Genomic DNA, 13,351 nt, shown 5'->3' with positions numbered 1-13,351 from the left:
GCGCGATTTGCAGGCTTTGCAAGCCCCCTGAAAAAACACGGGCGTACGGCGGTTTTTGCAGTTGACCATGGACAGATGCCTGCCTATGTTCCGCGCCAATCGAGCCCGACGCCGCCGACGCGCGACCCGGGCTCTGGGAGAGCGTAGCTCAGTTGGTAGAGCAACTGACTTTTAATCAGTAGGTCCAGGGTTCGAATCCCTGCGCTCTCACCAAAACCAGACAGTCGCCATCCAGTATCGCGATCCGGCCATTCATTGGCTGGAGATCCGTCCCGCAGCTTGAACAGAGACAAGCCGATTGGTTCTCCGGAAAGCGTCGGCACTCCCGGCACCGGCAAGGATACTGACGTCAAGGCCAGACGCAACCCGCCAATCGGAGCGCGATCAGGGCGTCGGGCCTACCGCTAATTCCACCGGTCCCGCCAAACCGAGCGTTCAATTTTGTGGCGCCAGAGATTCCGGTCCCTTGCGTCTTGTCCCCGCAGGAATTCGCGTTTTGAACTTGCGACAAACTCGTCCTGGTCCGTATCGGCCCGCCGGAAGGGAATGGATGGCTGAGATGCGCCGGAAAAATGCCCGGCCTGAATATACCGCATATCGATACTCCATCGACAGTTACGGGACAGGTTCGGCAGAGAACGGTGAGGCGTCAGATGCGTAAAAACAATGACATCGCCCCGTTGGACTTCACAAATCTCGGTCTTGAAGGCGCTGACCAGATCAGGGTCGATTTCCAGGTACCACGACGTATTGCCAAGCTCCTCGTACTCTTGCGCCACATGCCGCTTTTCGCCGCCGAAATGTTCGCCCACCGCGACTTCCATGCATCCGTTTTCGATTTTTGCGTCCATCAACGGCATCCAGCATGTAACCTGCGGCGCCGTCTGCGCACCATCGGCAAGATAGGAACTGTCCTGATGCCAGGGAACCACAAACAGATCCACCTCGGGCGGCTTCGGTCGAACCGCAAAAAACGGATGTCCGTCGACGTCTTTCCCGAGAACGGATTGAACGACGTTCAGCATCTTTTCTGACGACCATATGCTGAACAATCCGGGACCGATGATGTTGGAATGGGTGAAAATCAACGAAGCCCCGGGAGAGTTTCGCTCCAGTTCCAGCATCTTGGTATCGAGTGACGCGGTCGGGTCGGAAAAAACAACTTTCAGATAGTCGGCAAGCTCGTCGATCCTTCGGGCGAGATCGCTTTCCATGAGCTTGATGTCATCTTCGGAAAGCAGTCCCCGGACAACGGAAAATCCCTTCTCGTCGAAATCAGTCGAAAGTCCGGGCCCAAGCATTCGAAGATCCTTCTAATCCAAACTTGCAAACAGGATTGTGTCGGTGCAACTCCTGGTCTGGTGCCGCAAACTCAACCTGTATTCGGGCACCAACTGTCGCAGCAACTCGGCGATACGAACGAAATCCTCGACCTTGTGGTAGAGACAGATTGCAAGCCGTGGCTTGCGATCTGCTATTGTATCGGCAGCCCCCTTCAGGGCGTCGAATTCACCGCCTTCGATATCCATTTTGATGATCGATATACGCTCATCCTTGAGAAGCGAATCCAGCTTTGTCGTGGAAATGGAAATCAGGTCATCGTCCTCGGCGTCATTTTCGACGATCGCCGAATACACCCCGTTCGCCCTGAAGCTGAGAACACCATCCTGGCTCGACGCACCTTTGGGAACAATCTCGACTTTCCCGCCTTGCTCTTCGGAAATCGCCTGCAGGCGCGGCAGCATTGCCGGGTCTGGCTCCAATGCAACAATCTTGCGGTACCCTTGATCGGCAGCACGCAGAAACAGCCCGATTGTGTCACCGTCATAGGCGCCGCAATCGACATACACGGTATCGGCTGCTGGTTTCAGGAGGCTTTGAAACAGATACCAGTCATCATTCCCGGTAAAGGCGGCTTCAAAGTCCTTCCTTTGCCCACTCATATGCGCCTTGACGACTTTGAAGTAGGTCTCTTTGGATGCATCGTCATCGAGCCAGTCATGCACTTTGCAAAATCGCTCGAAATCGGAGTTGAAAAAGCCGTGAAACACGCCTTTTTCAAAGTAATGCGCACACTCAAGGTCAACATCACACAATTGGTGCGCGTCAAGAATCCCGCCAAGAAACTCGCTGATTTCGTCAAAATATTCGGGGCTGGATATCAGGAAACGCGCATCGGGAAAGTCGGTTTTCGCCTGTTCGACGGACATGACCGGATAAATGTCGCGAAATTTCTTGCCATGTTTGCTGGTGTTTGAATCACAGATCGCAACGACGGAAAAACCGTATCTTTGAAGCTTGTCGAGTATCGCAGGCATTGCAAATCCCGCGCCGTAAAGCACGATACCCGGATTTTGACTGGCGCTGTCCAGAAATTCATCGATCTTGTTCGAGATCCCTCTCAGATCTTCAAACATTGCAATCGTCTCGTTTCTCGCAGGTCGTGAGCCAATGTCCTTCAATAGATTAGTCCGCCTGATCGATCCGAGTGAAATCCAGATGTTGAAACTGCCTCGATTCGGCGAAAATAGGCAAACTGTTCAAGTCGGGTGTGGGCGTTGAACGACAGGTCCCCTGCCCCGGCAGGAAATCGCGGGTTTTCATCCATGCGGACATGACGCGGATTGTGTGCCCGTTCAGACGTCTCGAGCCGGCAATGTTTGCCCGTCAGGCGCCCACCCGCGCCCCGGGCGCGATCGTCGGCGGTGCGGCGTTCAGCGTGTCGCGGGCAAAACCGGCAGCGGCCTTGTACTTGGCCATGAATTCGGCCCGTTCGGCTGCCGGAATCACGTCTTCGATATTGTCGAATTCACCACCGCAGCGGTCGTTGACCATGTTCAGCAGCCCGAACGGCCCTGCCCCGCGATTGCGCAGGATAAGTGCTGAAACCGGTCCACAAAGGTCGGCATTGTAGTCCGCGAGTGCGTCTGCGCCCACGCCGTTGGCCAGGAATTTGGTGCCCAGGATGCGCGCGTCGATGATTGCCTGGCTGGCGCCGTTCGACCCGGTCGGATACATCGCGTGCGCCGCGTCGCCCATCAGCGCGACCGGACCATCGACCCAGGTGGGGACCGGATCGCGGTCGATCATCGGGTTTTCGAAGGCGATATCGGCGCCGCGGATCAGCGCCGGAACATCGAGCCAGTCATAGGTCCAGTTCTCGAAATGGTGGATGAAATCGTCGATGCCAACCGGACGGAACCATCCCATGGTCTCGTGGGCGGACGGGTCGTCATAAGTGACTTCGGCGATCCAGTTGATCAGCGCCAGCCCGGTTTCGGGATCGGCAGCCGAAATCGGATAGATCACCATCCGGTGCTTGTGCGTCCCCAGCCCCATGAAGGAGGATCCGGTGCGCACCGGTTTTGCCAGCGACGTGCCGCGCCACATCACGGCGCCGCCCCAGTGGATCGGCGGCTGGGTCGGGTGCATCTGTGCCCGGATCGCCGAATGGATCCCGTCGGCGCCGATCAGCAGCCGGCCGGTTTCCCGGATCTCGCCGGATCTGGTCTGGAGCGTCACGGTCACGCCGCCATCCGGGTTGACGGCATAGCCGGTCGCCCGGCAGCCTAGCCGAACGGCATTGGAACCGGCAAGTTCGGTGAACCGGCGGTAGAGCGCCATGTGAAACTCGCCGCGATGCACGGCATATTGCGGCCAGTTGTAACCCGCATCGAGCCCGCGCGGCTCGGAATAGATGTCCTGGCCCTTCATGCCGACCAGCGCCCATTCGCGGGCCGGAACGCCGAAGCGATCGAGGTCTTCTGCGGCAAAGCCGAGGTCGAAAAGTTCGCGCACGGCGTTCGGCTGAAGGTTGATGCCGACGCCCAGCGGCTTGAGCTCGTTGACCGCTTCAAACACCACGCACTCGACGCCGATCTGATGCAAAGTCAGCGCCAGCGTCAGACCGCCGATGCCGCCACCGGCGATGATCACCCTGTTTTCGTCCATAATCCCGAAACTCCGCCCCGCTCTTCTCCGCACCCCTGTGCCACGCCCCCTTACCACATCAAACCGCCATGTCGACCGCGATGTGGGCAAGTGAGGCGATCTGTCAGGTCTTTGGCTGGTAGAAATCCGAGGTCTTCTGGCGACCGGCGAGCCACCAGCCCGATTGTTCCGGCCAAGTTTCAAACAGCGTATCATGGCCAAGCGCGCGCGCCGCATGCAGCGCCCAGTTCGGATCGACCAGCGCCTCGCGTCCAATGGCAATGAGATCGGCGCGGCCCTCGGCGAGAATGGCCTCGGCCTGTTGCGGGTGGGTGATCAGGCCCACCGCCATGGTGGTCATGCCGACGTCCTTTTTCACGCGCTCCGCGTAACCGACCTGGAAACCGGGCTGTCGCTTCTGGCCGCCGCCAGCGGTCGCGGCACCCGCGATGCCGCTTGACGAGCAATCCATCACGTCGACGCCGATCCGCTTGAGTTCACCCGCCAGCACCACCGTATCGTCAAGCGTCCAGCCTTCCGGCCCCCCGTCGACGGCGGAGGTGCGGAAGAACAGCGGCAGATCCTCCGGCCACACCGCGCGCACCCTTTCGGCGATTTCGAGCGCCAGCCGCATGCGTCCCTTGAGGCTTCCGCCATAACCGTCGGTCCGCTTGTTCGAAAGCGGCGAGAGAAAACTGTGCACCAGATAACCATGCGCACCATGGATTTCAGCAATCTTGTAGCCGGCTGCCAGCGCACGGCGTGCGGCGGCTTCATAGTCGTCGATCAGTTCGCCGATTTCCTCGACCGTCAGCGCATGCGGCACCGGCCAACCCTCGGCAACCGGAAATTCGGACGGACCGACGGGAGTCCAGGGCATGTCGCCGCGTTCAAAATCCGCGTCATTAAGCGGGCCGTTGCCGAACCAGGGCCGCTGCATGCCGCCCTTGCGGCCGGCATGGCCGAGCTGGATGGCGGGGATGGAACCATTGCGTAGCGCAAACTGGGCGACCCGCGCATGACCGGGTATCTGGCTGTCGGTCCAAAGCCCGGGGCAACCATGGGTGATCCGGCCACGTTTCTGGACCGCCGTGGCCTCGGTGAAAACGATCCCGGCGCCACCAATGGCAAAACGGCCAAGATGGGTCAGGTGCCAGTCATCCATGTGACCGTCATGCGCAGAATACTGGCACATCGGTGAGATCACGACCCTGTTGCGGGCTGTGATCCCGCGCAATGTCAGTGGTTGAAACAGATGCGGTGTTGCAGTCATCGGAATTCCTTGCGTGATTTTCGCCAGACGCTATCGCGTGGGTCAGCCAGAGGCAATCGACCGCGGCCCGATTTCAACAAACCTGCCGGCCCGGACGGACAGGTGAACCTAAATATCTCCCCTGACTTGATGCAGGCGGCCGCACATCGAGCCGCCCGCACCTTGCCGGCCCGATGCATGGGGGACATCGAACCGTAACTTGCAAACAGGAAGCGCTGAATCGGTCCGGCCGCCTGTTGCGGATCAGGCCGATTGGCCCGGACCGATCAGCGGCAACACGAAGAAGTTCATTCCCGCAGGCACCTGGCCAACCGCCATCGGACATCCGTAGACGGTTTCCAGGTTTGACGGGGTCAGCACCATCTGCGGATCTCCGCTGGCATGCACCCTGCCCCGGTTCATCAGCACCACATGATCGGCGAAATGGGCGGTCAGGTTGAGATCGTGCAGGATGGCGATGACACCGCCGCCGGCCTCGGCATAGCGCCGGGCGATCTGCATGATTTGCAGCTGGTGCCTGATGTCGAGACTGGAGATCGGCTCGTCCAGGAACAGGCATCGCGGCTTGCCGTCGAACACCGGCTCCCAGACCTGGGTAAGAACCCTCGCCAGTTGCACCCGCTGCTGCTCGCCGCCGGAGAGTTCCTGGTAGAAGCGGCCGCCGAACCCGTCCATGTCGACCGCGGCAAGGGCTTGCTCGATCCGGGCGCCCGCATCGACGCCTGACTGAACGCCCGTCGTCAAACCCAGTCGCACCACCTCGTGCACGGTGAAGGGAAACGAGAGATTGGCCGATTGCGGCAAGACCCCGCGCATGCTGGCAAGATCGGGCGCACGGGCACTGGCGATGTCGACGCCGTTGAGGCGCACTTCTCCGGTGAAACCGATCTCTCCGGTCAGCGCGCGCAGCAAGGTGGTCTTGCCAGAGCCGTTCGGTCCGATGATCACGGTGAACTGGTCCTTTGCAGCCTGCATGTCGATGCCGTGCAGGATCGCCGTCTTGCCCAGGCGGACATGAATGTTTCGCGCTGTGAGCATGTCAGATATCCATCAGTCCACGCCTGCGCAGCAGGATCCAGAGAAAGAACGGCGCTCCGATGGCCGCGGTGACGATGCCGATCGGTAGCTCGGCCGGCGCCACGATCTGCCGCGCGATGGCGTCGGCAAACAGCAGCATGACCGCCCCGAGCAGTGCAGAGGCCGGCAGCAGGAACTTGTGATCCGGTCCGATCAGCAGCCGTAGAAGATGCGGCACGACGATGCCGACAAAGCCGATGCCGCCCGACACGGCGACGCAGGCACCGGTGGCGGCTGCAACCATGACGATCGCCACGCGCTTGAAGACCTGGACATTGATGCCCAGATGCTGCGCCGTCGCTTCCCCCAGCGTCATGGCATTCAGGCCCCGCGCCATGAAAGGCGAAAATATCAGGATGGGGATGATGATCGGGGCGACGGCCATGACCTTGAGCCAGGTGGCGCCGGCAATTGAACCCAAGCCCCAGAAGGTCAGATCCCGCAACTGCTCGTCATCGGCCCAGAAAACCAGGAGCCCGGTGAAGGCGCCAGCCATGGAGCCAAGTGCAATGCCTGCAAGCAGCATGGTCGCGACCGACGTCCTGCCGTTGCGCGTCGATATCCGGTAAAGCGCCATGGTGAACAGCAGACCGCCGACAAAGGCTGCGAACGGGACATGGTACATGCCGAGAATGGTGGCCACGGGCGCAAGCGCTCCCGCCCCAAGCACGATGAATGTCACCGCACCCAGGCTCGCGCCGGCCGAGACACCGACAATGCCCGGATCGGCAAGCGGGTTGCGGAACAGACCCTGCATGGTCGCCCCCGAAACTGCCAGCGCAGCGCCGATCAGCATGCCCAGCAACGTGCGGGGCACGCGGATATCGAGGATTACCACCCGCTCGACGGCGCTGATCAGATCATCCTGCCCGGACAGAAGCGCCCAGGCCACCGAAACCACCGACGTATCGGTGGCTCCGGAGGCAACGCTGAACATTGCCGTCAGGAACAGGACGACCGCCAGCGCGAGCAGTATCCTTCGTGCAAACACCGTCCGGTCGCCGGCATATTCGCCGACAACCGGGCTCAGGCGGGTATCAACACTAATGCTCATGGCCGTAAAGCGCCTTCGCCAGCTGTGTGATCGCCTCGCCCGTGCGCGGGCCAAACCCGAGCATGAGCAGCCCGTCCATCCTGATGATCCTGCCATTCTTCACCGCCGGCGTGGTGGAAAGCGCCGGATGGGCCTCGATCAGGGCATTCATCGCCGCATGGTCGGCGGTTGCACCGCGCCCGTTCATCATCAGGATGACGTCCGGCGCGGCATCGATCACCGCCTCGTTGCTGATCTGTTTGTAGCCCTCGAATTCCGAGATGACATTCTCCGCCCCTGCCAGTTCGATGATGTGGCTCGCCGCGGTGTTGATGCCGGACGTATTGACCTTGTTATCGGTCAGCGCCAGCACGAACATGACCCTGAGCTTCTCGTCGACAGTCGCAAGATGCTCGCGGGCCTCTGCGATGTCGGCCGCAACCTTGGCCTTGAGGGCCTCGCCCTTGTCCGCAACGCCGAGTTCCCGGGCGATGATGGTGATGTTCTCGTCAATGCCTTCCAGCGTGAACTCGTCCGGCACATCGACCCAGCGAACACCGGTGCTCTTGAGAACCTCGACCGCTTCGCGCGGGCCGTTATTCTCGCGGGCGAGAATAAGGTCCGGCTTCACCGACAGCACGCCTTCGGGCGAGAGCGCGCGGATATAGCCGACATCCGGCAAGGCGGTCGCTTCCGGCGGATAGGTCGAGGTCGAATCGCGACCGACCAGCCGGTCCTGTTCACCCAGCGCATAGACAATCTCGGTCACCGCGCCGCCGATGGCGAGGACCCGTTGCGCCTTGACGTCTTCGGCCAGTGCCGCCCCGGAGATGAACGGCAATGCTGAGATAACAGCGCAGCCGAACCCGGCCAGAAGCGCTCTGCGGCGCGTGAAAACCCGCTTCTTTGCCGGATTCAGGCGGCTCATTGCGCCACCTCCATCTCTTCCAGCTCCCTTGCCCGCGGCAAGGCACCGACCATCGCATCCCAATACGAAACGCGTTCGTTGACATCGCCGCCGCGGCGGTCGCCATTGATCAGGATTACCTGCTCGTCCCGGTCGTCGAAAACCTCGATCGAATAGATGTCACCACTTTTCGTCGGTTTGCGGACGATCCATATCGCTGCGAACTGGTCCTTGCGCAGATGCAGATGAAACCCGCTGTCGAGAACGTTCAGCCAGGGGCCGACCTGCTTGATGTTCCGCACCGGCCCGGAATGGATCTGCAGGATCCCCGGATTGCGGACAAAGGCCATGATCGGCACTTGTTCCGCAGACAGCCGGTCGAACAGGATATCGAGCGCATCATCGGTCAGCCGTTCGGCATAATCCTCGCCGATGAGACGGATTGCATCGTGGCGGGCAATCTTGGTCTTGCGAAGCATCGCCTGGAACTGGTGGGTGTCTTCCATCCCAGCCCAGGTTTCCCGCAGCGTGGCGATTGCTTGATCGGTCGGCTTTTCTGCGGGCTTTGCAGCTGCCGCCGCCTTGATGGCTGGCGCTGCGTCATCCTTGTGCAACCGCTCCCGGATCAGGTTCCATTTTTCAATGTCAGTGGACTCGCGGGCGAAAACCTTGTGGACCGCGTCGCCGTGTGCATCGAAGAACTGGAAACTGCGCTGCATGGACCCGTCATCCAGCGGCTTGGCGACATGATAGGCGTGCTGCCAGTGCTTGGGGAAGATGCGGAGGTCGATGTCCTTGCCAAGCACCATCGACGCATGCTTGCCGGCCGAGAACTTCTCGTAAATCCCGGTTTTCTCGTGGACGGCGTTGACGTTGCGCGACAGCGCCATGACTTCTCCGGCCGCATTCAGCATCGGGAAGAACACATCGAGATCGGGTTCGATTCGTTCGACATGGTCTCCGACAAAAGCGTCGAGAAACTCGGCTTCGGAGATTCCGAGCTGGCTGGCGAGATCGCGTTCTCGCATCTTTGGATTGTTGCGTCGCGCCTCTTTGATGGCGGCGGTGTCGGGTAGGGATATCGTGTTCATTTGCCAGCTCACTTGTTGAGTATCAATTTGCCTTGCTTGGTGATTTTCAAGCGGTAGATCGCGCCATCATGCTCGATGGCGATCTCCTTGCGCTCTCCGAACAGTGCCCGGGATTCGATGATCCTGTCGGCCGACCGGTCGGCCTGCAAAGGCTCGAACCGGCGATCCGCGGCGCTGTTTCCGGGGGTGTTTTTGTCCATGGTCAACATCCGTGTGTTGGCCTGGCTGGCTGCAAGCTGGCTTGGCGAAATTAATTGCGCGTTTATATCTTGACTAATGCGCTCATGTTTTAGTAATCGGTGTCTCGCATAAGCTGATTGGAATTGTCAAGTTTGATGTTGCAGTCAATTTGAGGAAGCCGACAGCGAGCGAGCAAGCGTACCGCCAGCCAGCTATTCAATAAAATGGATCAGGTAAGGGCGCTATGACTGCTATCAGAACAAACCTAACTCGCACCGCAGTGACATTGGCACTGTGCACGACAACCGCACTCACGGCAGTGCCGTCTGCCCACGCACAGGAGGAAGCCAAGCCGCAGAACGGCTTTACGCTTTTGCAGCGGCTTGTCCTTGGCGCCGGACGCGCCAAGGTCGCCACCGAAACGCCTCAGGCGGTTACCGCCCTTGAGCAGACAGACATCGATGAAAAGCAGGCCTCGACGGTCACCGACCTGCTCAAGGACATCCCCAATGTCAGCGTGATTGGCGGCACCAACCGCGCTTTGGGTCAGTCCTTCAATATCCGCGGCATCGGCAAGGGCGAAGCCGCCTCCGATGAAGGCCGGATTCTTGTCAATGTCGACGGCGTCCCGCAGTTCTTCGAACAGTACCGAATGGGCGGCTTCTTCAACGATCCCGAACTGTTCAAGCGGGTTGAAGTTCTACGCGGACCGGCCTCCTCCACACTCTACGGCTCCGGCGCGCTTGGCGGTGTCGTCAATTTCACCACCAAGGACGCATCCGACTTTCTCGCCGAAGGCCAGACCGGCGCCCTCAAGCTCAAGGGCAGCTACGATTCCAACCCGAACGGCTATCTGACGAGCGCCATTCTGGCACTTCGCCTCAGCGACTATGCCGAGGTGCTGCTGACCGGCAACTACCGCAAGGCCGACCAATTCAAGGACGGCGATGGCGTCGCGGTCCAGGGCTCCGAGTTCACCACGCCGAATGGCCTGGCCAAGGGAACTTTCTATCTCGACGAATCGAGGGAGCGCAAAGTTCAGGTCAGCTACAGCCAGTTTACCAGCGACCAGAACAACCAGGCCTATTCGCAGCTGCAGCCAACCGGCGCCTTCGGCACGGTCGACCGCGTGGTCAACAACCGGCAGGCACAGATTTCCTACGAGGATGCGGCGACTGACAATCCCTGGCTCGATCTGAAGCTGTCTTTGTCTTACAACAACATCACCAACGAGCAGACCAACGCCTCGCTCGGTGCGGCTAGCAACATCGGCCAGGATTCGACCTATGGCTATGAGAGCTACCAGTTTCTCGGCCAGAACACATTCGAATGGACCGGCGACAGCTATGAGAACTATCTCACCGTCGGCGGCCAGATTATCCGCCAGAACCGCACCACCGGCACGGCCACTGCCCTCGGCCACCATCCGGAAGGCACCGACTTCCAGACCGGCGTCTTCGTACAGAACGAATTCATCTGGAACGACAGGCTGACCCTCATCCCCGGTGTCCGGTTCGATTACCAGAGGCTGAGCGGCGGCGATTCCGTTGGCAGGCTCGCAGGCGCAGCGGTTCCCAAAGACAAGACCGACACGGCCTTTTCTCCGAAGATCGCGGCTCTTTACAAGTTCACCGACAATTTCTCGGTCTTCGGCTCCTACGCCCATACCGAGCGGTTTCCGTCGATCGACGAGATCTACTCCAATGACTACGGCGCGGGCGTCAGGCCCAATTACAGCCTTGGCCTGAAGAAGGAAAAGTCCAACAACTACGAAATGGGCTTTGTCGTGTCGACAACCGACCTGATCCAGGCCGGTGACGCCTTCGATTTCAAGACCACCGGTTTTTACAACAAGATCGATGATCTCATCGTCCGCCAGCGCAACATGTATCCGCAATATGTCAATGTCGGCCGCGCGGAAATCTACGGCGTCGAATTCGAGGCAGGCTACGAGAGCGACAACTTCTTTGCCGACGCGGCACTGGGCCTGACTGTGGGAACGGATCTGACCAACAACACGGCGCTCACCGAAGTTGCCCCCGCGGAAATCAACATCGGCGCCGGCTACCGTCTGCCGGATCGCGGTCTGAGTTTCGGCTGGGAAGGCCGCTTCGTGTTCGCAGAGACACGGGTTCCGGTCCCGACCGCAGCAACGACGGATGTTGCCGCCGAGGCCCTGCGCCGGGCGTCGTTCAACACCCACGATGTCTATGTCAACTGGCGCCCTGACCAGGAAAGCCAGTTCAACGGATGGGAAGCGTCCTTCCGGGTCGAGAATGTCTTCGACGCCAAGTACCGCGACTTCCTGTCCAACGACAATGGCAAGGGCCGGACCTTCAAGGTCAGCCTTGCCAAGCAGTTCGGCTGGTAACACCCAAGGAGACTGGAAATGGCAATCGCAATCCCCAAACCGGCAATCCTGACGCTCGTCCTGGGGCTTGCGGTTGCCGCAACGCCTGTGCGGTCGCAGGAGCAAGCCCAGCCGTCGCTGTCCATTGATCTCAACGCACTCCAACAGGTCGGCCCCGCCTGCCGCCTGGTCTTCGTGGCAACCAACAAGACCGGCGCCGCGATTGATGAGCTGTCCCTGGAGACCGTTCTGTTCAACTCGAGTGGAACCGTCGACCGCTTCGCGCTGTTCGACTTCCAGGCCCTGCCTTACGGCAAGACGCGGGTTCGGCAGTTCGATCTGCCGGATATCAGTTGCGGCGATATCGGTCGGGTTCTGATCAACGGGGCTGCTTCCTGCAAGGGGCAATCGCTCAATGGCCAGTCGCTCAAGGGCCCGGAATGTGTGGATCTTCTTGAGCTTAAGAGTTCCTCCAAGACGGAGATTGTCGGATGAGCCTTCTCGAAAACCCAATCGCCCGGATCGCTCAACTCATCGCGGTCGGTGGTCCGGTCGTTGTTGTGCTGCTGTTGCTCTCGGTGATCGCTGTTGCCATGGCGCTCTACAAGTTCTGGCAGTTCGGATCCCTGAGACTCGGCACCAGAAAGGGCGTCCACAGCATCGAGATGATGGCGGTCCGCCTCAAGCGCCAGTCAGCCGACAACAAGCTCTCCCGCGCCGATATCGAGGATGTGCTGGCGGTCAACGCCAACGCGCAGATCAAGACCCTCCAGCGTGGTTTCCGGGTTCTCGACACCATCGCGCAGATCTCCCCGCTGATCGGCCTGTTCGGCACGGTGCTGGGAATGATCACCGCCTTCCAGGCCCTGCAGCAATCGGGCAACAGCGTCGATCCCTCAATCCTGGCCGGCGGCATCTGGGTGGCGCTGCTGACCACTGCCGTGGGACTTGCCGTCGCCATGCCGACGAGCATTGTGCTCACCTATTTCGAAAGCCGTGTCGAACGTCATCAACTGGCCATCGAGATGGCGGTGACGCGCATTCTCAACCCGGTGGCGCATCAGTCGTTCGACGATCCGCGTTCATCGGCTTCATTGGCAGGCGGATGGCCTGTTCCCGCCGATGCGGCTTGAAGCTTCCGGATACAGACGACGCCAGATTTCGATGACCTCGCTCATCGACATCATCTTCCTGTTGTTGCTGTTCTTCATGCTCAGTTCGACCTTTTCCCGGTTTGCCGATGTCGAGCTCGGCGCATCCGGCGGTGGCAATCCGGCGCAGCAAGCGAGCGTCCCGGCCTTTATCAAGCTCACCGCTGAGCGCCTGCTGCTGAACGGATCGGAAATGACCAGTGAGACGGTTGCCGGCGAGATCGAGCGGCTGAAGTCCGAGTCCGGTGTCAATGCCGTAATCCTGTCGGTTGATGAAACCGCGAGCTCGCAGCAACTGGTCGACACCTTGCTGGTTCTCAGGCGGGCAACCGGCATCAGCTTGCAGATCGTGCGGTAGG

General features: G+C 60.2%; 13 protein-coding genes and 1 tRNA gene. 5 read left to right on the top strand and 9 right to left on the bottom strand.

Going from position 1 to position 13,351, the window contains the following annotated elements:
• The first annotated feature begins 137 nt into the window (after positions 1-137).
• A tRNA-Lys gene (locus tag O4H62_RS00795) sits at positions 138-213 on the top strand.
• 191 nt (positions 214-404) lie between these two features.
• Here O4H62_RS00795 and O4H62_RS00790 read toward each other — a convergent pair.
• The 9 genes from O4H62_RS00790 to hemP all read right to left on the bottom strand — a co-directional run bounded on the left by O4H62_RS00790 (position 405) and on the right by hemP (position 9,511).
• Positions 405-1,301 (bottom strand): phytanoyl-CoA dioxygenase family protein, encoded by an 897-nt coding sequence (locus O4H62_RS00790; protein ID WP_269385193.1) that lies wholly within the window; start codon positions 1,299-1,301, stop codon positions 405-407.
• 12 nt (positions 1,302-1,313) lie between these two features.
• Complete coding sequence (locus tag O4H62_RS00785) at positions 1,314-2,417, bottom strand: FkbM family methyltransferase (protein WP_269385191.1); 1,104 nt, start codon at positions 2,415-2,417, stop codon at positions 1,314-1,316.
• Between the two features lie 250 nt (positions 2,418-2,667).
• On the bottom strand, positions 2,668-3,951 hold the full coding sequence (locus tag O4H62_RS00780; protein ID WP_269385189.1) for a flavin-dependent oxidoreductase: 1,284 nt from the start codon (positions 3,949-3,951) through the stop codon (positions 2,668-2,670).
• Positions 3,952-4,054: 103 nt separating this feature from the next.
• A complete protein-coding gene (locus O4H62_RS00775) occupies positions 4,055-5,203 on the bottom strand; it encodes an NADH:flavin oxidoreductase/NADH oxidase (RefSeq protein ID WP_269385188.1) in 1,149 nt (382 codons plus the stop codon).
• A 243-nt stretch (positions 5,204-5,446) separates the two neighbouring features.
• Positions 5,447-6,241, bottom strand: coding sequence for a heme ABC transporter ATP-binding protein (locus O4H62_RS00770; protein WP_269385187.1), 795 nt, complete (start codon positions 6,239-6,241; stop codon positions 5,447-5,449).
• Between the two features lies 1 nt (position 6,242).
• A complete protein-coding gene (locus tag O4H62_RS00765) occupies positions 6,243-7,334 on the bottom strand; it encodes a FecCD family ABC transporter permease (protein WP_269385186.1) in 1,092 nt (363 codons plus the stop codon).
• Positions 7,324-8,241 carry a heme/hemin ABC transporter substrate-binding protein gene (locus tag O4H62_RS00760; protein ID WP_269385185.1) on the bottom strand — a complete coding sequence of 306 codons (918 nt, stop codon included), beginning with the start codon at positions 8,239-8,241 and terminating at the stop codon, positions 7,324-7,326. The genes O4H62_RS00765 and O4H62_RS00760 overlap by 11 nt, the downstream gene beginning before the upstream one ends.
• Positions 8,238-9,311: a hemin-degrading factor gene (locus O4H62_RS00755; protein WP_269385184.1), complete on the bottom strand. Its 1,074-nt coding sequence runs from the start codon at positions 9,309-9,311 to the stop codon at positions 8,238-8,240. The genes O4H62_RS00760 and O4H62_RS00755 overlap by 4 nt, the downstream gene beginning before the upstream one ends.
• An 8-nt stretch (positions 9,312-9,319) precedes the next feature.
• On the bottom strand, positions 9,320-9,511 hold the full coding sequence (gene hemP / locus O4H62_RS00750; RefSeq protein ID WP_269385183.1) for a hemin uptake protein HemP: 192 nt from the start codon (positions 9,509-9,511) through the stop codon (positions 9,320-9,322).
• Between the two features lie 299 nt (positions 9,512-9,810).
• On the opposite strand from hemP, the gene O4H62_RS00745 reads away from it, so the two are divergent.
• The 4 genes from O4H62_RS00745 to O4H62_RS00730 are packed head-to-tail and all read left to right on the top strand — an operon-like array spanning position 9,811 to position 13,350.
• Entirely contained in the window at positions 9,811-11,862 is a 2,052-nt protein-coding gene (locus O4H62_RS00745; protein ID WP_269385182.1) for a TonB-dependent hemoglobin/transferrin/lactoferrin family receptor, read from the top strand.
• An 18-nt stretch (positions 11,863-11,880) separates the two neighbouring features.
• Positions 11,881-12,336 (top strand): hypothetical protein, encoded by a 456-nt coding sequence (locus O4H62_RS00740; RefSeq protein WP_269385181.1) that lies wholly within the window; start codon positions 11,881-11,883, stop codon positions 12,334-12,336.
• A complete protein-coding gene (locus O4H62_RS00735; RefSeq protein WP_269385180.1) occupies positions 12,333-12,974 on the top strand; it encodes a MotA/TolQ/ExbB proton channel family protein in 642 nt (213 codons plus the stop codon). Before O4H62_RS00740 ends, O4H62_RS00735 begins: the two co-directional genes overlap by 4 nt.
• A gap of 31 nt (positions 12,975-13,005) precedes the next feature.
• A complete protein-coding gene (locus O4H62_RS00730; RefSeq protein ID WP_269385179.1) occupies positions 13,006-13,350 on the top strand; it encodes a biopolymer transporter ExbD in 345 nt (114 codons plus the stop codon).
• Position 13,351 lies beyond the last annotated feature (1 nt).

The organism is Parahoeflea alexandrii, from assembly GCF_027214025.1.
Taxonomy (GTDB): domain Bacteria; phylum Pseudomonadota; class Alphaproteobacteria; order Rhizobiales; family Rhizobiaceae; genus Hoeflea; species Hoeflea alexandrii_A.
This window is presented reverse-complemented; position numbering and strand designations above follow the sequence as displayed.